The 19,814-nt window shown below is 73.0% G+C and carries 18 protein-coding genes and 1 pseudogene; 13 read left to right on the top strand and 6 right to left on the bottom strand.

The features are described 5' to 3' along the window. Window positions 1-156: 156 nt before the first annotated feature. The 10 genes from Q2K16_RS07500 to Q2K16_RS07455 all read left to right on the top strand — a co-directional run bounded on the left by Q2K16_RS07500 (window position 157) and on the right by Q2K16_RS07455 (window position 8,878). Window positions 157-996: a hypothetical protein gene (locus tag Q2K16_RS07500; RefSeq protein WP_302744355.1), complete on the top strand. Its 840-nt coding sequence runs from the start codon at window positions 157-159 to the stop codon at window positions 994-996. Further along, window positions 993-2,009: a heme/hemin ABC transporter substrate-binding protein gene (locus tag Q2K16_RS07495; RefSeq protein WP_302744354.1), complete on the top strand. Its 1,017-nt coding sequence runs from the start codon at window positions 993-995 to the stop codon at window positions 2,007-2,009. The genes Q2K16_RS07500 and Q2K16_RS07495 overlap by 4 nt, the downstream gene beginning before the upstream one ends. Next, entirely contained in the window at window positions 2,006-3,103 is a 1,098-nt protein-coding gene (locus Q2K16_RS07490; RefSeq protein WP_302744353.1) for a FecCD family ABC transporter permease, read from the top strand. The genes Q2K16_RS07495 and Q2K16_RS07490 overlap by 4 nt, the downstream gene beginning before the upstream one ends. A 37-nt stretch (window positions 3,104-3,140) precedes the next feature. Further along, window positions 3,141-4,034: a heme ABC transporter ATP-binding protein gene (locus tag Q2K16_RS07485; protein WP_302744352.1), complete on the top strand. Its 894-nt coding sequence runs from the start codon at window positions 3,141-3,143 to the stop codon at window positions 4,032-4,034. Next, window positions 4,035-4,712: a biliverdin-producing heme oxygenase gene (locus Q2K16_RS07480; protein WP_302744351.1), complete on the top strand. Its 678-nt coding sequence runs from the start codon at window positions 4,035-4,037 to the stop codon at window positions 4,710-4,712. Next, window positions 4,709-5,017, top strand: coding sequence for a DUF2470 domain-containing protein (locus Q2K16_RS07475; RefSeq protein ID WP_302744350.1), 309 nt, complete (start codon window positions 4,709-4,711; stop codon window positions 5,015-5,017). Before Q2K16_RS07480 ends, Q2K16_RS07475 begins: the two co-directional genes overlap by 4 nt. 251 nt (window positions 5,018-5,268) lie before the next feature. After that, the gene (locus Q2K16_RS07470) at window positions 5,269-6,135 is read left to right on the top strand and encodes an ABC transporter permease (RefSeq protein ID WP_302744349.1); all 867 of its coding nucleotides are present in this window, start codon (window positions 5,269-5,271) and stop codon (window positions 6,133-6,135) included. 32 nt (window positions 6,136-6,167) lie between these two features. Then, complete coding sequence (locus tag Q2K16_RS07465) at window positions 6,168-7,214, top strand: taurine ABC transporter substrate-binding protein (protein ID WP_302744348.1); 1,047 nt, start codon at window positions 6,168-6,170, stop codon at window positions 7,212-7,214. Then, window positions 7,198-7,986, top strand: coding sequence for an ABC transporter ATP-binding protein (locus Q2K16_RS07460; RefSeq protein ID WP_302744347.1), 789 nt, complete (start codon window positions 7,198-7,200; stop codon window positions 7,984-7,986). The genes Q2K16_RS07465 and Q2K16_RS07460 overlap by 17 nt, the downstream gene beginning before the upstream one ends. Before the next feature lie 13 nt (window positions 7,987-7,999). Beyond that, complete coding sequence (locus Q2K16_RS07455) at window positions 8,000-8,878, top strand: TauD/TfdA dioxygenase family protein (RefSeq protein ID WP_302744346.1); 879 nt, start codon at window positions 8,000-8,002, stop codon at window positions 8,876-8,878. Between the two features lie 22 nt (window positions 8,879-8,900). Here the strand turns inward: Q2K16_RS07455 and Q2K16_RS07450 are convergent, their stop codons facing one another. Further along, entirely contained in the window at window positions 8,901-9,050 is a 150-nt protein-coding gene (locus Q2K16_RS07450; protein ID WP_302744345.1) for a hypothetical protein, read from the bottom strand. Between Q2K16_RS07450 and Q2K16_RS32980 the strand changes: the two are divergent. Further along, window positions 8,989-9,150: pseudogene (locus tag Q2K16_RS32980) on the top strand (hypothetical protein); the annotation flags it as partial. The gene Q2K16_RS07450 and the pseudogene Q2K16_RS32980 overlap by 62 nt on opposite strands. A gap of 91 nt (window positions 9,151-9,241) precedes the next feature. Beyond that, window positions 9,242-9,877, top strand: coding sequence for an oxidoreductase (locus tag Q2K16_RS07445; protein ID WP_302744343.1), 636 nt, complete (start codon window positions 9,242-9,244; stop codon window positions 9,875-9,877). A 16-nt stretch (window positions 9,878-9,893) separates the two neighbouring features. Here the strand turns inward: Q2K16_RS07445 and Q2K16_RS07440 are convergent, their stop codons facing one another. From Q2K16_RS07440 to Q2K16_RS07430, 3 genes are all read right to left on the bottom strand, one after another. Continuing rightward, window positions 9,894-10,265 (bottom strand): ArsR/SmtB family transcription factor, encoded by a 372-nt coding sequence (locus tag Q2K16_RS07440; RefSeq protein WP_302746400.1) that lies wholly within the window; start codon window positions 10,263-10,265, stop codon window positions 9,894-9,896. A 205-nt stretch (window positions 10,266-10,470) separates the two neighbouring features. Beyond that, window positions 10,471-11,763: a CE1 family esterase gene (locus tag Q2K16_RS07435; RefSeq protein WP_302744341.1), complete on the bottom strand. Its 1,293-nt coding sequence runs from the start codon at window positions 11,761-11,763 to the stop codon at window positions 10,471-10,473. Window positions 11,764-12,113: 350 nt separating this feature from the next. Beyond that, entirely contained in the window at window positions 12,114-13,652 is a 1,539-nt protein-coding gene (locus tag Q2K16_RS07430) for a cellulose binding domain-containing protein (protein WP_368052544.1), read from the bottom strand. Between the two features lie 366 nt (window positions 13,653-14,018). Between Q2K16_RS07430 and Q2K16_RS07425 the strand changes: the two genes are divergently transcribed. Continuing rightward, the gene (locus Q2K16_RS07425) at window positions 14,019-14,906 is read left to right on the top strand and encodes an SGNH/GDSL hydrolase family protein (protein ID WP_302744340.1); all 888 of its coding nucleotides are present in this window, start codon (window positions 14,019-14,021) and stop codon (window positions 14,904-14,906) included. A 90-nt stretch (window positions 14,907-14,996) separates the two neighbouring features. Here Q2K16_RS07425 and Q2K16_RS07420 read toward each other — a convergent pair whose 3' ends face one another. Together Q2K16_RS07420 and Q2K16_RS07415 are read right to left on the bottom strand one after the other, a co-directional pair. Further along, on the bottom strand, window positions 14,997-16,676 hold the full coding sequence (locus Q2K16_RS07420; RefSeq protein ID WP_302744339.1) for a cellulose binding domain-containing protein: 1,680 nt from the start codon (window positions 16,674-16,676) through the stop codon (window positions 14,997-14,999). Window positions 16,677-16,792: 116 nt separating this feature from the next. Continuing rightward, the gene (locus Q2K16_RS07415) at window positions 16,793-19,624 is read right to left on the bottom strand and encodes a glycosyl hydrolase family 95 catalytic domain-containing protein (protein ID WP_302744337.1); all 2,832 of its coding nucleotides are present in this window, start codon (window positions 19,622-19,624) and stop codon (window positions 16,793-16,795) included. Window positions 19,625-19,814: the final 190 nt, after the last annotated feature.

Genomic DNA, 19,814 nt, shown 5'->3' with positions numbered 1-19,814 from the left:
AGGTTAGGCAAACCTAACTGCTGCGGCACACGGGCGACCGGCCGAAGATCTTGGACCGAAGAACCCCTTGTGAACAGCGGAACAGTCGCTTAGGTTAGGCAAACCTTAACTACGGTCGGTGTGGCAGCCGGCCCGATCCGTCATGTGGGGAGCCTGATGCGAGCACTGCGTCGCGCCGTCCTGACCGCCACTCTGATCACTGTCAGTATCGGCGTTGTGTCGACGCCGGCCCACGCCGGCACCGGACGGGGCACCGCCGGACAGACCCTCACCGCCACCCCCACCAGCGGGGTGTCCCGCACCGGGGCGACGGTGACCGTCACCGGCAGCGGGTACGACGTCACCAAGGGCATCTACGTCGCCTTCTGCGTGGACAACGGCGTCGGCGTCGCCCCCACCCCGTGCGGCGGCGGCGTCGACACCACCGGCAGCACCGGCGCCTCACACTGGATCTCGTCCAACCCGCCCTCCTACGGGGAGGGACTGGCCGTCCCGTACGGCCCGGGCGGCTCGTTCCGGGTGACCCTCACCGTGAACCCGCGCATCGGCACGGTCGACTGCACCGTCCGCCGGTGCGTGGTCGCCTCCCGCGCCGACCACACCCGCACCGCCGACCGCTCCCAGGACGTCCGGGTGCCCGTCACCTTCGCCGCCGCCGCAGCGCCCGCGCCGACCCGTACCCCGGCCGCCGCCGCCCCGGCGACCACCGGTGCCGGCGGTGCCGCCCGGACCACCCCGCCGGCGGCGGCCCCGACCGGCGCGGCCGGTACACCCACCGGCGGCGCACCGGCGTCGGCCGCCGCCACCGCCGTCGCCCCCGCCGGCACCGGCGGCCCGGCGGGCCCGGCCGATGCGGGCGACCAGGCGCAGGTGACCCGGGTCAGTGCCGCCTCCGACACCAGCCGCTGGTGGCTCGTGGCGCTGGTCGTGCCCCTGCTCGGGATGGTCCTGCTCGCCGGTCTGCGCCGGCGTCGTCGACGTCGGGCCACGTCGTGACCCGGCGCGCGCTGCCGCTCGTCCTGGTGCTGCTCGCCGGGGCGCTGGTCGGCTGCACCGACCCGGCCGCCGAGGCCCGGCCGGGCACACCTGCCTCCTGCGGCCCGGTCACCGCCGCCCTGCCCGACACCGACGTCACCCCGCTGACGCCGCCACCGGCCCCGGCCCTGCCGGCCACCGTCACCTCCACCGACGGCGTCGTCACCACGGTCACCGACGCCACCCGCATCCTGCCGGTCAACCTCTACGGGTCGATCGCCGAGATCGTGTTCAGCCTCGGGCTCGGCGGCAACGTCGTCGGCCGGGACACCTCCACCACCTTCCCGGCCGCCGCGCACCTGCCGGTGGTCACCCCGGCCGGGCACGACCTGTCCGCCGAGGCGGTGCTCGCCCTGGCCCCCACGGTGATCCTCGCCGACGACAGCATCGGTCCACCCGAGACACTGCGGCAACTGCGCGCCGCCGGCATCCCGGTGGTCCTCGTCGCCGCCGAACAGACCCTCGACGCGGTCCCCGGCCACGTGCGGGCCATCGCGGCGGCGCTCGGCGTCGGCGCGGCCGGCGACCGGCTCGTCGACCGGATCGAGGCCGACATCGCCGCCGCCCGCGCCGGTACGCCCACCGACGCCGCCCCCCGGGTCGCCTTCCTCTACCTGCGCGGCACCGCCGGGGTCTACCTGATCGGCGGGCGCGGCGCCGGCAGCGACGCGATGATCGAGGCCGCCGGCGGAGTGGACGCCGGCAGCGCGATCGGCCTGGCGAAGTTCCGCCCCCTGACCAGCGAGGGCCTGATCAACGCGGCCCCCGACGTGATCCTGGTGATGAGCGGGGGACTGGAGTCCGTCGGCGGCGTCGACGGCCTGCTCCGGCTTCCCGGGGTGGCACAGACCCCGGCCGGCGTCGCCCGCCGGGTCGTCGACATGGACGACGGTGTCCTGCTCACCTTCGGCACCCGCTCCGGGCAGGTGGTCCGGGCGTTGGCCGACGCGCTGCACTGCCGGGGCCCGCGATGACCGTCACCGGCACCCGGCCGGCCACCGGCGACACCGAAGCCGGCCCGGACCGCCGTCGTCGGGTCCGGCGCGGACCGCTCCTGCTCACCGGGCTCACCGCCGGCCTGCTGCTGGTCGCCCTCGTCGCCGCCGGCCGGGGGCAGGTGGCCGTCGCCCCGGCGGAGGTGCTCGGCTCGGTGCTGCACCGCCTCGGCCTGGACCTCGGCCCCCGGCCCGCCGCCGTGCACGGCGAGAGCGCACTGTGGCTGGTCCGCTTCCCTCGGGTCGCGCTCGCCGCCGTCGTCGGCGCGGCGCTCGGCTGCGCCGGTGCGGTCATGCAGGGGGTGTTCGGCAACCCGCTGGCCGAACCGGGTGTCATCGGCGTCTCGGCCGGCGCGGCGGTCGGCGCGGCGCTGGCCATCGTCACCGGGGTCACCGTCCTCGGCGGCTGGACGGTGCCCGCCGCCGCGTTCGCCGGTGGCCTCGCCACCACCTGGCTGGTCTACCTGCTGGCCCGCTCCGGCGGCCGTACCGAGGTGGTCACCCTGGTCCTCACCGGCGTCGCCGTCAACGCCGTCGCCGGGGCCGCCATCGGGCTGCTGATGTTCGTCGCCGACGAGTCGGGCGTGCAGGCCATCGCCTTCTGGAACCTGGGCAGCCTGGCCCAGGCCAACTGGTCGGCGGTCTCGCTGGCCGCGCCGTGCCTCGCGGTGGGGCTGCTCGCCACCCTCGCCGACGCCCGGCGGCTGGACCTGCTGGCCCTGGGCGAGAAGTCCGCCCGGCACCTCGGGGTCGACGTGGAACGGCTGCGGGTCCGGATGATCGTGGTCACCGCGCTGCTCGGCGCGGCGGCGGTCGCCTTCACCGGCATCATCAGCTTCGTCGGCCTGGTCGTGCCCCACCTGGTGCGGATGGTCGCCGGCCCCGGGCACCGGCTGCTGCTGCCGGCCAGCGCGCTCGGCGGCGCGATCGTGGTCGTCGCCGCCGATCTCGCCGCCCGTACCCTCGTGGACTATCAGGAACTACCGTTGGGGGTGCTCTCGGCCGTCGTCGGTGGACCCGCCTTCTTCTGGCTGCTGCGTCGCACCCGCGACCGCGCGGGAGGCTGGGCATGAGCGGGCAGCCGGCGGGCACACGCGGTGGGAGGGTGTGGTGAGCGTACGGGAACGCCGGCGTCGGGGGCCGCTGCGGCTGCTCGGCCGCCGGTCGACGCCCCGGGTGCCGGCCGCCACGACGCCGGGCTCCACCCGGGTCCGGGCCACCGGGGTACGGGTCGAGCGGGCCGGCCGACCGGTGCTCGACCGGGTCGACCTCGCCATCCGCGCCGGTGAACTGCACGCCCTGGTCGGCCCGAACGGCGCCGGCAAGTCCACCCTGCTGGCCGCCGTCAGCGGTGACCTGCCGCTCGCCGCCGGCACGGTCGAGGTCGACGGCCGACCGCTCGCCGAGTGGTCGGCGGTGGAACTGGCGATGCGCCGCGCGGTGCTGACCCAGCGCAGCGTCCTGAGCTTCCCGTTCGCCGTGGTCGACGTGGTCCGGATGGGGCGGTCGCCCTGGGCCGGCCGACCCGAGGAGGCCCACGACGACGCGGTGGTGGCCGAGACCATGCGCCGCTGCGACGTGATCCGGTTCGCCGCCCGTCCCTTCCCGTCGCTGTCCGGTGGCGAGCAGGCCCGCGCCGCGCTGGCCCGGGTGCTGGCCCAGCGGGCCGGGGTGCTGCTGCTCGACGAACCGACCGCCGCCCTCGACCTGCACCACCAGGAGTTGGTCATGCGGATCGCCCGGGACCGTGCCGCCGCCGGGGACGCCGTCGTGGTGGTGCTGCACGACCTCGCCCTGGCCGGCGCGTACGCCGACCGGGTCACCCTGCTCGCCGACGGACGGGTCCGGGCCGCCGGACCCCCCGACACGGTGCTGACCGCGCCCCTGCTCAGCGAGGTCTACCGGCACGACATCGAGGTCGTGCCGCACCCGGACACCCGCCTGCCGCTGGTCGTGCCCCGCCGTCGGGGCCCGGCCCGCACCACCTGCGTCACGGAGGAATAGATGGACACCCCACCCCTGCCGTTCTCGGCCCGGTTGCGGGCCGCCACCCAGGGCGCCCACACCGCCGCCGAGGGCCAGCGGTACGTCACCGCCCTGGTCGCCGGTGAGCTGGACCTCGCCGGTTACCTCGACCTGGTGGTCCAGCACCACGCCCTGTACCAGGCGTTGGAGTCGGCCGCCGAGGCGATGCGGGCGGACCCGGTCGCCGGGGTCTTCGTCGACGACGCGTTGACCCGGCTGCCCGCGCTGGAGGCGGACCTCACCGCGCTGGCCGGGCCGGACTGGGCGCGGCGGACCGCGCCGGACCCGGCGACGGTGGCCTACGTCGAGCGCATCCGGGCGGTGGCCGGCACCTCCCCGGTCCGCTTCGTCGCCCACCACTACACCCGCTACCTGGGTGACCTCTCCGGTGGCCTGCACATCGGGCGGGCGGTGGCCCGGCGCTACGGGCTGACCGGGCAGTCGGGGGCGGCCTTCTACACCTTCGCCCGGATCGACAGGCCGAAGGCGTACAAGGAGGCGTACCGGGCGCGGTTGGACGCGATGGCGCTGAGCCCGGCCGACGAGGCGGCGCTGCTCGACGAGGTGCTGGTGGCGTACCGGCACAACAGCGCCGTCTTCGCGGCCCTGGCCCGGCACGTGCCGGTCGGCCCCGTGCTGCCGGAGGTGGTGGCGTGACCGGGCAGCCGTTCGACGCCGACACTGTGTCGGCGGTCAGCCGGCACATGAACGACGACCACGCCGGGGACTCGCTGCTGATCTGCCGGACCCTCGGCGGCTGCCCGGACGCCACCCGGGCGCGGGTGACCGGGCTGGACGCCGACGGGATGGACTTCGCCGTCACCGTCGACGACATCGAGGTGCCGGTGCGGCTGCCGTTCGCCCACCGGCTCACCGAGCGGGCCGAGATCCGCCGCGAGGTGGTGCGGATGTACGAGCAGGCGTGCGCCGCGCTCGGCGTACCGCCCCGCCGGGCTGGCTGACACCCGGCGGCTCAGTCGCCGGTGAGCTGCTCCGGCAGGGGCTTGCGGTGCAGCACGACCAGCTCCCCGACGGCGCGCCCAGGGCGGTGGCCAGGTGGTCGGGGGCGATGACGGTCCCGGTCCCCTGCCCCTCGCGGACGGCGTCGGGCCAGTCGGTGTCGCGCGATCACTCGTTCCACGCCGTGGACCGGCCCTTGTCTAAGACCTACTAAAGCTGTAGGAAAAGTAGGTCATCGACAACGGGAGAGATCGTGACCGCCGTCCAGGCCCCCCAGAGCACGAGCGTCACCGCCGGCAGCCCACCGTCGGGGCGAGCCGCCCGCCCGCCCCGACGGGGCCCCCTGCTGCGGCGCGTCCTCCTGCGCGCCGTCGCGCTGCTGGCCCTGCTGGCGCTCTGGCAGGCCCTCGCCGTGCTGGTGGAGAACCCGACGTTCATCCCGTCACCGGGCGCGGTCTGGGGACGCCTCGTGCAGACCTCCGGCACCCACGACGGTGTCCGGGGCTACAGCGGCCACCTGCTGATCGAACACCTCGGGGTGAGTCTGCGCCGGATCCTCGTCGGTGCGGTCGTGGGCGTGCTGGCCGGCCTCCTGCTCGGCCTGCTGATGGGCACCGTCACCTGGGTCCGGGTGGCCACCGAACCCGTGGTCACCTTCGTCCGGGCGCTGCCACCCCTGGCGTACTTCAGCCTGCTCATCATCTGGTTCGGCATCGACGAGACACCGAAGCTGTGGCTGCTGGCGATCGCCGCGCTGCCCCCGGTCGCGGTCGCCACCGCGTCCGCGGTCCACGCCGCACCGGTCACCCTGGTCGAGGCGGCCCGCGCCCTGGGCGGCGGCCGGTGGCAGGTCACTTGGGACGTGGTGCTGCCGCACGCGTTGCCGGAGATCTTCACCGGGGTCCGGCTCGCCGTCGGCATCGCGTACTCGTCGGTCGTCGCGGCCGAGACCATCAACGGCGTACCGGGCATCGGGGGCATGGTCCGCGACGCCCAGCGTTACTCGCAGACCGACGTGGTGGTGCTCGGCCTGTTCGCCATCGGTCTGTCCGGCCTGCTCATCGACGCGCTGCTGCGCGCCGCCGAGGACCGGCTCGTTCCCTGGCGCGGTCAAGGGTGACCCCGCCGTCAGCTGCCAAGAATGGACGCCCCGTGCATCGACCTGTCACCCGTATCCTCGCCACCGCCGTCGCGGCGCTCACCACCGTCTCGCTCGCGGCCTGCGGTGACGGCGCCGCCAGCGGCGGCGGTGACCCGCAGCGCAAGAGCATCCGGATCGCCTACCAGGCGTTCCCCAGCGGGGACCTGATCGTCAAGAACAAGCGGCTGCTGGAACAGGCGCTTCCCGACTACACCATCACCTGGACCAAGTTCGACTCCGGTGCGAGCATCAACACCGCCTTCGCCGCGAACAGCGTGGACATCGCCGCGATCGGCTCCAGCCCGGTCGCGCGCGGGCTGTCCGCCCCGCTGAACCTGCCGTACAAGGTGGCCTTCGTGCTCGACGTCGCCGGGGACAACGAGGCGTTGGTGGCCCGCACCGCAGGCAACGTCACCACCGTCGCCGGGCTGCGCGGCAAGAAGATCGGCACGCCGTTCGCGTCGACCGCGCACTTCAGCCTCCTCGCCGCGCTCGACCGGGCGGGGGTGAAGGAATCCGAGGTCACCCTGGTCGACCTCGAACCACAGGACATCCTCGCCGCCTGGAGCCGGGGCGACCTGGACGCCGCCTACACCTGGCTGCCGTCCCTGGACGAGCTGAAGAAGACCGGGAAGGTGCTCGTCACCAGCCGCGAACTGGCCGCCGCGGGCAAGCCCACCCTGGACCTCGGGGTGGTCTCCACCGCGTTCGCCGACGCCCACCCCGCCGCGGTCGACGCCTGGCGCAGGGCCGAGGCCCAGGCGCTCGACCTCATCGCCACCGACCCGACCGCCGCCGCGACCGCCGTCGGCAGCGAGCTGAACCTGAGCGCCACCGACGCCGGACGCCAGCTGAGCCAGGGAGTGTTCCTGAAGCCGGCCGACCAGTCCGGCCCGCAGTGGCTGGGCACGGCGGACCAGGTCGGCGCGCTCGCCGACAACCTGCACGCCGCGGCGGTGTTCCTCAAGGACCAGAAGAAGATCGACGCCGTACCCGAGCCGTCGGTGTTCGCCGCGGCCATCTACACCAGGGGTCTGCCGGATGTCCTCAAGCCCTGACGCGGCGGTCGACGTCCGCGACGTCACCCACGTCTACCGGACGGGGGCCGGGACGGTCACCGCGTTGGGTCCGCTCGACCTGCACGTGACGCCGGGAACCTTCCTCGTCCTGGTCGGCGCGTCCGGCTGCGGCAAGACCACCCTGTTGCGCCTGATCGCCGGCTTCGAGGCACCGACCAGCGGCACGGTGACCGCCGCCGGAGCGACCCCGGTGCCCGGCCGCAACGCCGGCCTGGTGTTCCAGCAGCCGAGGCTGCTGCCGTGGGCGACGGTCGGTGGCAACGTCGGGCTCGGCCTGCGGTACGCCGGCGTGCCCCGGGCCGAGCGGGCCCGCCGGGTCGCCGACCTGCTGGACCGGGTCGGGCTGCCGAACGTCGCCCACCGCCGGACCTGGCAGCTCTCCGGTGGCCAGCAGCAGCGGGTCGCCATCGCCCGGGCGTTGGCCGTGCAGAACCCGTTGCTGCTGCTGGACGAGCCGTTCGCCGCCCTCGACGCGTTGACCCGGGAACGGTTGCAGGAGGACCTGCGCCAGGTCAGCGCCGAGACCGGCCGGACCTGTGTGTTCGTCACCCACAGCGTGGACGAGGCGGTGTTCCTCGGCAGCCGGGTCGTCGTGCTGACCGACCGCCCCGGACGGATCGCCCTCGACCTGCCTGTCGACCTGCCGCGCAGCGGTGTCGGGCCCGACGAGTTGCGGGGCGCGCCGGAGTACGCGGCGCTGCGCACGACGATCGGCCACGCCCTACGGGCGGCGGCGACCCGAACCGGATGAGAGGACGACGCGGATGACCGACACACGTGTGGAGTTGGCCCTGACGCCGCTCGGACCGCACTTCGCCGCCCGGGTGGCCGGGCTCGACCTCGACCGGGCCACCGACGCGGAACTCGCCGCCGTACGCGCGGCACTGGTGGCGCACAAGGTGCTGTTCTTCCCGGACCAGCGGCTCGACGACGACGGCCAGGTACGGCTGGGCCGTCGACTCGGCGAGCTGACCGCCTCCCACCCGGTCGTCGGCGGGGTGGACGAGGCGCACCCGGAGGTGTACGCGTTGGACAGCGCCGACAACGGCTTCGCCGACGTCTGGCACACGGACGTCACCTTCGTCGCCCGCCCGCCCCTCGGTTCGATCCTGCGGGCGGTTACCCTGCCGCCCAGTGGCGGTGACACCACCTGGGCGGACAGTCAGCTCGCCTACGACTCGCTCGCCGAACCCGTACGCGCGATGGTGGACCGGCTGGTCGCCGTCCACGACGGCAACCGGGAGTTCGGCTACTACCTGGCGCACCGTCGCGGCGGCCGGGGCAGCGTGTGGGAGGACGAGGTGGTGACCCGGCTCGACCCGGTGGAGCATCCGGTGGTGCGGGTCCACCCGGAGACCGGCAGGCGTGGCATCTTCGTCAACCCGGGCTTCACGTCACACATCGTCGGCGTGTCGGAGGCGGAGAGCCGGGCCGTCCTGGATCTGCTCTACGCCCACCTCACCAAGCCGGAGCACCTGGTCCGGCACCGGTGGCGGCCGGGTGACGTGGTGATGTGGGACAACCGCAGCACCGCGCACTACGCGAACCGTGACTACGGCGCCGCCCGGCGGATCGTGCACCGGATCACCCTGCGCGGGGACCGTCCCCGGGGTCCCGGCGATCCGTGGCGTCCGGCGGCCTGAGCGGCGTCACCGCAGGGTCGCCTCACCGGGCGACGGCGGGCGTCGGGTGGTGTCGACGGTTGGCGGCGATGAGGTCGTCGAGGGAGTCGCGGGCCCGGGAGAGTTCCTCGATGCGGTGCGCCCCGGTCCACGGGCGCGACCGCCGCACCACCCACGGAAGGCGCTGCGACATGGCCACCCTCTTCGACCCGCACCCGCTCGGCGAACTGGTCCTGCCCAACCGGGTGGTGATGGCCCCGATGACCCGGGTCCGCGCCACCCCCGACGGGCTGGCGACACCGTCCATGGCGACGTACTACGCCCAACGCGCGACCGCCGGGCTGATCGTGAGCGCGCCGCGCCATCGGGGCAGGTTTCGACGGGGTGGAGTTGCACGGCGCGAACGGTTACCTCATCTCCCAGTTCCTGTCGAGCAACGCCAACCTGCGGACCGACGCCTACGGCGGATCGGTGACCAACCGGATCCGGTTCGCCGTCGAGGCCGTGGCCGCCACCGTCGACGCGGTGGGCGGTCACCGGACCGGCATCCGGCTCTCACCCGGGGCCGGTTTCTGGGGCGTCGAGGAGACCGACGTCCCCGAGGTGTACGCCGCGCTCCTCGCCGAACTCGCCGCCGTCGGTCCCGTGTACGTCCACCTCGAAGCCACCGCCGACGACGAGGTTCTGCGGGGGCTGCGTGCGGTGTGGCCGGGCACCCTCGTCATGAATCCGGTCGTTCCGATGGGCCGGCGGCAGACGGACCGGAAGGCGGCCGACCGCTGGCTGGGCTGGGGTGCCGACCTGATCAGCTTCGGCCGCGCCTATCTCGCCAACCCCGATCTGGTCGAGCGGCTCCGTCAGGGTCTGCCCATGGCGGTGCACGACGAGGCGACCTGGTACGCCGGCGGCGACACCGGCTACCTCACCTATCCGACCTTCCACCACCCCGGCCAGGCCGCGGTGCCGACCGCCCCGGACAGCACCGCGGCTGCGGAGGCGGCCGGCGTCGACCGGGCGTGAGCGGGGAGCGCCGCCGTCAGCGGGTCTTCCTCGTCGCCCGCTTGCGGGGCGGGGTCAACAGGTCGGCGATCGCGGCGATCGCGGACGGCACCGTGCGGTAGTACGCCCAGACCCCCCGCTTCTCGCGTTCGATCAGCCCGGCCTCGGTGAGGATCCGCAGGTGGTGGCTCACCGTCGGCTGGGACAGGCCGAGCGGCGCGGTGAGGTCGGTGACGGACGCCTCGCCCTGCGGGGCGGACTGGATGAGACTGAGCAGTCGTAGGCGGGCCGGGTCGGCGAATGCCTTCAGCACTCCCGCGAGCCGTTCCGCATCGGCACGTTTGATCGGCTCACCGGTCAACGGTGAGACAGCAGGTGTAGTCGTTTTCGCAGCTCCCACATCCGCCATCATGGCAGCCGGAGTCAGGTCAGACCGGGGGATCGCCGATCGGCCGCGACGAATTTCGCGGATCGGGTGACAGTGACCGGCGCGTCGGCCGACCCGTCGTCGCGGCGGGGGCGGCGGTCCGCAGCCGGTGGGCGGGAGGCGTTCCCGCCCACCGGCCCCGGGGTTCCCGCCGGGCCGGTGACCGGCCCGGGGGTGGCCGGTCGGGTCAGCGGGCGGTGCAGGTGGGGGTGATCCCGGACCCGCTGCCGTTGCCCTGGAAGCCGAACTCGGTGACCTGGCCGGGGGCGAGTTGACCGTTGTAGGTGACGTTGGTGAAGCGGACCGTCCCGGTGCTGCCGCTGGCGGTGGCGTTCCAGGTGTTGGTCACGCTCGCACCGCCGGGCAGGGTGGTGCTGACCGTCCAGCCGGTGGTGCCGGCGGACCCGGCGGTCACCCGCAGGGAGGCGGTGAAGCCGCCGTTCCACTGGTTGACCGACACGGTCGCGGTGCACCCGGCACCGCCGGCCGGCGGCGTGGTCGGGGTCGCGGGTGGCGTGGTGGTGGGTGGCGTGGTCGTGGGTGGGGTGGTGCCGTCGAACTGGGTGAAGAAGCTCCACACCACGGGCCGAGTCCAGGACTTCTCACCGGGGGCGTACACGTCGGCGGTGCCGTCCACGGCGTTGGGGGCGTGTCCGCCGTCGAACGGTGCCCAGGCGACCGGGTAGCCCGCCCGGCAGCCCGAGTAGTAGGTGACGGTGTGCGTCAGGCTGCCCTGCGCCGGCTCCGGGGGGTTCTGCGGGGTGCAGCCGTTGTTGCGGACGAACCGGTCGCGCAGCGAGCGCCCGGTCGAGATGGGGAGCACGTTGTCCCGCAGGCCGTGGATGCCGATGTACGCGATCGGCTGGGTGCCGCCGTTGCAGCCGCTGAGCTGCCCACCGGAGTAGACCGCGACCGCCCGGAAGGCCGAGGCGCGGGCGCAGGCGATGGCGTAGCTCATTCCGCCGCCGTAGCTGAACCCCATGGCGAAGCGCTGGGTGCTCTCGACGCACAGGTCCGACTCGATCTGCCGCATCATGTCGTCGACGAAGGTCAGGTCCCGGTCGCCGGTGTTGGCCCAGCCGTTGCCGATGCCCTGCGGGGCGACGAAGATCGCGCTGTTGTTCGCCAGGGCGCGGATGCCGTAGTAGGACCAGGGGTAGCCGCTGGTGCCGCCCGAGTCCACCTCGGTGGCGGTGCCGCCGTTCCAGTGGAACGCGAAGATCAGCCGGTAGGGGTGGTTGCGGTCGTAGTTGTCGGGGATCCGCAGGATGAAGGTGCGGTTCTGGCCGCCGCTGGAGATGGTGCGGGTGCCGCTGGTCAGCGTCGGCGTCTTGCCGCACCCGGCGGTCGCCGCGAGCGGGCTGACGTCCTTGGCGTAGGCGGCCGGGCCGGCCCCGGCGGTGATCGCGGCGCCGCCCAGCGCGAGGGCGAGCGTCGCCACTCCCGCGACGACGCCGGCCACGAGTCGGTGTCTCGACATCAACGGAACTCCTTCGGAGATCAGTGTGGTGGTGGGGTGCGGTACCGGCCCGCCCGACGTGGATGGCGGCGGCGGTCCCGGTGGTGACCCCGGTCGCGACCGCAGCGCGCCGCGGCAATCGGACAGCCGATCACATTCATCGATGATTACGAACGTAATCCGTATGACGTATGATGTCAACAAACGGACGGCCGGTGGGATGGTTCCCTGCGGAGGGGGTCCACGGCGCGCGGTTCACCGCCCGGCCGGGGAGGCCCGAGGGCGCTCGACCGAACGGGGCGGTGGCACGGATCGATCCGCGCCACCGCCCCGTTCGTCGTGGCCTGTCCGGCGTCAGTCGGCAGGTCGGTTCACCAGGTCAGCGGCAGGGTGTTGACGAACCGGGTGAGCGCGCCGGCGAGGAGCTGGTCGTCGCGGCGGGAGGGGTGCCAGTCGCAGCCGAGCTTGTCGAGCCCCAGCGCGTTGTCGTCGTAGTAGAGCGAACGGATCCGGCTGTCGCCCCGGCTGGCGCGGGTCTGCACGATCTGCTGCACGGAGCTGGCCAGCGCGGTGGTGGGGGACAGGTCGGGGTAGGTGAGCACGATGAACGTGTCGGGCCCGTACCGACTGCGCAGCTTGTCGAGGAAGGCCAGGTAGGCGCTACGGAAGTCGGCCGCGAGCTGGTCGACGGTGGCCCACCGTTCGCCGGGGTTCAGGGCGGTGGAGAAGTCGTTGATGCCCAGCCCGACCACCACCAGCTGCGGCTTCCAGGTGCCCGGGTTCTGCCACACCGTGCTGTTCCACAGCGCCTGCAGGTCGGTCTCGTAGTAGGTGCGGAAGTTGTCGGTGCCGCCACCGTCGTAGTTGCGTACCATGCCGAGCCCGGACCAGGCGATGAGCTGGTAGTCGGCGTTCAGGCTCTGCGCGGTGAGGGCGCCGAAGGTGACGTCGGCGTTGGAGTTGCGGGTGACGCCGCCGTTGCCGGAACAGTCGCGGGTGGTCGACATGTTGCCGTAGCCGGCGGTCCACGAGTCACCGATGAACTCGATCTGCCGGCTGCGCGGGGCGGGCCGGGCCAGGATCGCGCCGCCGGTGGCGGGGACGAGGCCACCGAACTCGCCGACGGCCCACGGACTCTCGGTGCGCTTGACCAGTCGTACGGTGTGCTCGCGGTCGGCCAGGTCGCGGACCCAGTAGGTGGTCCTGCCCGGCGTGACCAGGGTGGCGACGGTCGCGCCGTCGACCTGCACGAGGTAGTCGTTCTGGGAGTCGTCGAGGACGATCCCGACCCCGGTGCCCCGGAACCGGCCCTCGAAGTAGATGCCGGGCCAGGTGTACTGCGCGCTGCTGCCGACCGCCCTGACCCGTCCCACCGTCGTCGTCTGGTCGAGCGCCCCGGTCACCGGCGGTGGCGTGGTCGGGGGTGGGGTGGTGGGCGGCGGCGTGGTCGGTGGCGCGGTGGTCGGTGGCACGGAGGGCCCGGTGGTACGGCCGGTGCACGGCACCCCGTTGAGGGCGAAGTCGGCAGGCGGCGGGTTCGCCGAGTTGTTCCACGACGCGCCGAAGCCGAACTGGGCGCTCGCCCCGGTGTCGAGGTTGCCGTTCCAGTCGACGTTGCCGACGGTGACCCGGCCGGCGGACTGGGTCACCGTGCCGTTCCACCACTGGCTGACCACCTGCCCGGCGGTGAAGGTCCAGGTGAGCCGCCAGCCGGTGAGCGGGTCGCCGAGGTTGGTGACGTCGACGTTCGCGCCGAATCCGCCCAGCCACTGGCTCGACACCGTGTAGGTGACCCGGCACCCGGCCGCCGCCCGGGCGGGGACGGTGCCGGCGAGCGCGGCGGTGGCGACGACGGTGGTGGCGGCGCACAGCGACACCGCCAGTCTGAACCGGGAACGCATGGGTCCCATGGATGATCCTCCCGCAGGGGGTGGGGCGGCGACGACTGTCGGCCGCGTCGACGAGGCGGCTCCGCCATCGGGAGGGGTGGTCCCGTCTCGGGCGAATGGCCGCGCGGTGCTGACGGTGTGCGGCGGACGGCGATGCGCCGTCGGCCGGCCCACCTCGGTCGTACGGTGTCCCTTGGCCCGCAGCCAGCCCGGCTCCGCTGCGGATTATCCCGTCCGAATTTGACCTCCGTCAATTGGTTGGTCGTCGGCCGGCCGGGCCCCGAGCGTGCGCCGGAGGGCAATTTAACGAGAGCTGTCTATATTGACGTCCGGCGTCGAAGGGCGCAGGATCGCGGCACCACCCCCGTGATCCGCCCTGGAGGCGTCATGCCCCGTTCCCGCCGGCCGCTGCTGCGGACCGCCACCCGGATGCTCGCGCTCGCCGCCGTCACCGCCGGTGTGCTGTCCGCCGCGCCCGCCAGCGCCGCCGTCCCCACCGGACGCTACGTCGCACTCGGCGACTCGTACACGTCCGGCCCGCTGATCCCCACCCAGGTCGACCTGAACTGCCTGCGTTCCAACCGCAACTACCCGTCCCTGGTCGCCGCGTCGGCCGGCTCGTCGCCGTTGGTCGACGTGAGCTGCTCCGGGGCCACCACGGACGACATCCGCTACGGCGGCAGCGGCTCGCTGGGCGGCCCGCTGCCCCCGCAGCTCGACGCGGTCACCGCGAACACCGCCCTGGTGACGGTGCAGATCGGCGGCAACGACATCGGCTTCTCCAGCATCATCGGCGACTGCGCGCAGGCGAGCTTCAGCAGCCCGCTCGGCTCGCCGTGCAAGAACCTCTACACCGCCGGCGGCACCGACCAGTTGCAGGCCCGGATCACCGCCACCGCCCCGAAGGTGGCCGCCGTGCTCCAGGCGGTCCGCCGGGCCGCGCCCGGCGCGCGGATCGTGGTGCTCGGCTACCCGGCGATCGTGCCGGACTCCGGTTACGGCTGCTGGCCGCTGGTCCCGATCGCCTACCAGGACGTGCCGTACCTGCGGGGGGTCGCCAAGTCGCTCAACGCGATGCTGGCCAGCGCCGCCGCGGCGAACGACGCCGTCTACGCCGATGTCTACACCCCGTCGATCGGGCGGGACACCTGCAAGAGCAGCGGCACCCGGTGGGTGGAGGGCCTGGTGCCGGAGAACGCGGCGGCGCCCTTCCACCCCAACGCCCGGGGCGAGCAGGGCATGGCCACCGCCGTGCTGGCCACGCTGGACAACTGAGCCGTCCGGCCGTCCCGGGGGACCCCCGGTCATGTCGTGTCCCGGTACCGGGCCGAGGTCATGACCGGGGGTCCTGTCGTCTCCGTGCGGTCAGGCCACCGTGCAGGTCTGGCCGTTGAGGGTGAACGCGGTCGGCTTGGCGTTGCTGCCGGACCAACTGGAGATGAACCCGAAGCCCACGCTGCCGCCGGGGCTGAGCAGGCCGTTCCAGCCGGCGCTGCTGGCGGTGACCTGGGCCCCGTTCTGGGTGTAGGTGACGCCCCACGACTGGTTGAGCTGCTGTCCATTGGCGAACGACCAGCGCAGGCTCCAGCCGTTGACCGCCGTGGTGCCGGTGTTGCGGATCGTCACCTCGGCCTGGAAACCGTCCGGCCACTGGCTGCTGATCGCGTAGCTGACCTGGCAGGAGATGGCCGCCGGGGGCGGGGTGGTCGGGGCCGGGGTGGTCGGGGCCGGGGTCGTCAACGTGGGCGTCGGGGTCGGCGGGGTGGTGGTCGGCGTCGGGGTGGGGGTGCCGGTCGCGCCGCTGACCCGGTAGACGACGGTGCCGTGCCCCGGGACGCTGGCGGAGACGGTGCCGGAGGTGGTGCTGGTGGTGTTGGTCCACGCGTCGCGCAGGGTGAACGAGCCGCCCGACAACCCGATGGCGGCGGCGGTGGTGGTGATCGTGGTGGCGGCGGTCCCCTGGTTGAACAGGGCGACGGCGACGTCGCCGTTGGCCAGCCGCTTGGCCAGGACGCGACGGGTGCCGTCGAAGGAGACCTGGGTGGCCTGGAGGGCGAGGGGGTCCTGGCTGATGGCGATGAGGTTGCTGTTCTTGAGGATCGTCTGGGTCGCCGTGTTCATGGTGCGCAGGTCGTTGCCGGCGATCAGCGGTGAGGCGAGGATGGTCCAGAGGGCGAAGTGGGAGCGCATCTCGGTGTCGGTCATGCCGCCGCGACCGACTTCCATCATGTCCATGTCGTTGAACGCGCCGGGCTTGGCCCGTGCGGCGAGGGGCACGGTGACGTCGACGATGTTCTGGATGCCCATGGGGTAGCCGTTGGTCTGGCCGCTGTTCCAGGTGTTGGTGATGTCCTCGGTGGTACGCCACATGTTGGACACGTCGCCCCAGTCGCGTTGGGGTCCGGTCTTGGAGTGGATGCTGTTGGAGTTGATGCTGAGCACGATGGGTCGGCCGGCGGCGGCGAGGCCGTCGCGCATCTTGGCGAAGGCGCGGACCTGGTCGTCGATGGTGCCGGTGGGTGAGCACCAGTCGTACTTGAGGTAGTCGACGCCCCAGGCGGCGAACTGGCGGGCGTCCTGTGCTTCGCGGCCCTGGCTGCCGGTGGCGCCGGGGTAGGAGTTGAAGTACTGGGCGCAGGTTTTGTCGAGGGGGGCCTGGTAGATGCCGAACTTGAGTCCTCGGGAGTGGATGTAGTCGCCGAGGGCTTTCATGCCGGAGGGGAAGCGGGTGGGGTCGCCCTGGAGGTTGCCGGCGGAGTCACGGTTGGGGTTCATCCAACAGTCGTCGACGACGACGTACTGGTAGCCGGCGTCCTTCATGCCGGTGCTGACCATGGCGTCGGTCATCTGCCGGATCAGGGTTTCGTTGATGTTGCAGCCGAAGGTGTTCCAGCTGTTCCACCCCATCGGCGGCGTCCGCGCCACACCGTTGTCCAGGGCCAGCGCCGGGGAGGTCCGCAGCACCACCGCCGGGCCCGCCACCAGCAGGAGCCCGGCCGCCAGGGCGGTCAGCAGGCGACGCCTGCGGGTAGATGGTCTTCTCATGGTCTTCCGTCCGTTCCACTCGGGGATCGTGTGTGCCGGCAGGGGGCGGGACGCGTCGTCGCCACCCCGGCAGGCCCGGGGCGGGAGCGAGGTGGCGACGCCACGTCCGGTGCCGGTCAGGTCGTGGTGCAGGTGAGGTTCGTCGGCGCGTCGTTGGTGCCGTTCACCGTGCCGATGAAGCCGAACGTGGTGGACGCGCCGGCGGCCAGCGTCCCGTTGTAGTCGACGTTCTTCACCGTCACGTTCGCGCCGCTCTGGGTGTGCGAGCCGCCCCAGATCTGACTGATGGTCTGCCCGTTGGGGAACGTCCAGGACACCGTCCAGCCCCGGATCGCGGTCGCGCCGGCGGTCACCGTGACCTCGGCCTGGAAGCCCCCCGACCACGAGCCCGTCACCGCGTACGTCGCCCGTGCCCCCGAGGGGGCGGGCGAGCTGGTGGTCGGAACCGGGGTGGTCGGGACCGGGGTCGTCGGTGCCGGGGTGGTCGGCGTGGGGGTGGCGGTGGGCGTCGGGGTCGGCGTCACGCCCGGGCGGGCCGCCCGGTAGGTGTGCCCGGCGCGGACGGTGAACTGGACGACGTCGGTCTCCGGGCGGGTGGTGGCCGGCGCGCTGCCGTCGGCGACGTCGGTGAGGGTGAAGCTGCCGGTGAACAGCCGGGACCGCATCCGCAGCGTGCCGTCGCGGTCGGCGCGGATGCCGATCTCGTCGGGCTGCCCGCTGCTCCACGCCACGCCGACGGTGTAGCCGCCGCGCCCGCGCAGGCCCGCGACCTGCCCGGTGGGCCACGCGGTGGGCAGCGCGGGCAACACGTTCAGCTCGCCGGTGTGGCTGTGCAGCAGCATCTCGGCGATGCCGGAGGTCGCGCCGAAGTTGCCGTCGATCTGGAACGGCGGGTGCAGGTCGAACATGTTCGGCGCGAGCCGGTCGGTGCGGACCAGGTCCTTGAACAGCTTGTGGGCGCGGGCACCGTCCTCCAGCCGGGCCCAGAAATTGATCTTCCAGGCGAGGGACCAGCCGGTCCCGTCGTCGCCCCGCAGCTCCAGGGTCCTGCGGGCGGCCTCGTACAGCGCCGGGGTGCCCCGCTTGGTGATCTGGTTGCTGGGGTGCAGGCCGTACAGGTGGGAGACGTGGCGGTGGTTCCGCTCGGTCTCCACCCAGTCGGCCAGCCACTCCTGCACGTTGCCCCGGGAACCGACCCGGGTCGGGGGGAGCCGGTCCTTGGCGGTACGCACCTGCGACCGGAACGTGGTGTCCACGCCGAGGGTCTCGCTGGCGCGGGCTGCGGCGTCGAACAGGTCCCGCAGGATCTGGTTGTCCATCGTCGGGCCGGCGCAGACGCTGGCGTTGGAGTGGTGCGGCAGTTCCGGGGAGTTCGACGGGTTCGTCACCAGGTAGCCCAGCGACGGGTGGGCGACAAGCGTGTCGAGGAAGAACTGGGCGGCGCCCTTGAGCGCCGGGTAGTTCGCCTGGAGGAAACCCAGGTCGCCGGTGAACAGGTAGTGGTCCCAGATCAGCGTGCCCAGCCACGCGCCGCCGGTCTGCCACATGCCCCACAGCGCACCGTCCACCACCGAGGCGCCCCGCCAGGCGTCGGTGTTGTGGTGGGTGACCCAGCCGCCCGCGCCGTACTGCGCCTGGGCGACCCGGGCCCCGGTCACCGTCAGGTCCTTGACCATGTCGAACACCGGCAGGAAACACTCCGACAGGTTGGTGGTGTCGGCCGGCCAGTAGTTCATCGGCAGGTTGGCGTTGATGGTGTACTTCGAGTCCCACTGCGGCGTCAGCGAGTCGTTCCAGATGCCCTGGAGGTTCGCCGGCTGGGTGCCCGGCCGCGAGGACGAGATGAGCAGGTACCTGCCGAACTGGAACAGCAGCGCGGCGAACTGCGGGTCGTTGCTGCTCGCGTGCTGCGCGATCCGTACGTCGGTGGGCTGGTCGGCGGCGGCCGTACGACCCAGGTTGATGTTCACCCGGTTGAACAGCGCCTGGTAGTCGGCCAGGTGCCGGCTGCGCAACTGCTCGATCGCCACGCCCTTGGCGGCGTTGAGCCGGGTGCGGGCGATGCCCTGGTAGTCGCCGTTGACGGTGCGGTAGTTGACGTAGCTGGAACCGATCGAGATCAGGATGGTGACGCTGGTGGCCCCGGACACCCGCAGGGTGCCGCCGGAGCTGCTGACCGTGCCCCCGGTCGCGGCGGCGTTGGCCAGGGCCAGGAACCGTACCGAGCCGGTGACCCCCTCCTGGCTGCCGGAGATGCCGTCCAGCCCGATGGTGGCGGAGTCCGGGCTCGACACGGTGGTGCGCTGCGGGCTGTCGAAGGTGGCGGAGAACGTGATCGCGTTGGCCCGGTCGGCGGTCAACCGGACCACGATCACCTGGTCGGGCGCGCTGGCGAACACCTCCCGCTGGTGGCGCACCCCGTTGAGCACGTAGGTGGTGGTGACCGTGGCGGTGGTGAGGTCGAGCGTCCGGACGTACTGGCTGGCCCCGCTGGCCGAGCCGAAGGCCAGCCGCAGGTTGCCCACCGTCTGGTACGCGAGCTGACCGCCCGGGTTGCCCATCATCGTCTGGTTGATGAGGTCCTGCGCCGAGGTCCACTGGTCGGCGAAGACCCGCCGCCGGATCTCGGCCAGGTTGGCCGCGCCCCGGGTGTTGGCCGAGTCGTACGGGCCGCCGGCCCAGACGGTGTCCTCGTTGAGCTGGAGCCGTTCGGTGTCGACGTTGCCGAACACCATCGCACCGAGCCGGCCGTTGCCGATCGGCAGCGCGCGCAGCCAGTCGGTGCCGGCCCCTTCGTCGTACCACAGGGCGAGGTCGTTCGCGGCCAGCACCTGCGGTGGCGCGGTGGAGCCGGCGCGGGCGGTGGCGGTCCAGGCGAGCGGGACCAGCGCGGCGCCGGCCCCCACCGCTCCGGCCTTGAGGACGTTCCTTCGGGTCACTTCGGACATGTTCTCTCCAGGGGTGCGAATCAGAGCCGGGTGCGGGTGGGGGAGGGCGATACGGGTGACCGTCGCCGTGGACCCGGTGCCGGGGGCGCGGTCGATCGCCACCCGGCCCGGACCGGTGTTCCGATCGGCCCGCAGCGGAAACGCTGCTGTTAGCGTTAACAGGCGCGGCCCGTCGCGCCCTGACGTCGGC

The sequence above is a fragment of the Micromonospora cynarisoli genome (assembly GCF_030518815.1).
Classification (GTDB): domain Bacteria; phylum Actinomycetota; class Actinomycetes; order Mycobacteriales; family Micromonosporaceae; genus Micromonospora; species Micromonospora wenchangensis.
Note: the sequence above shows the minus strand (reverse complement) of the source record. Positions and strands in the feature narration are given on the sequence as shown.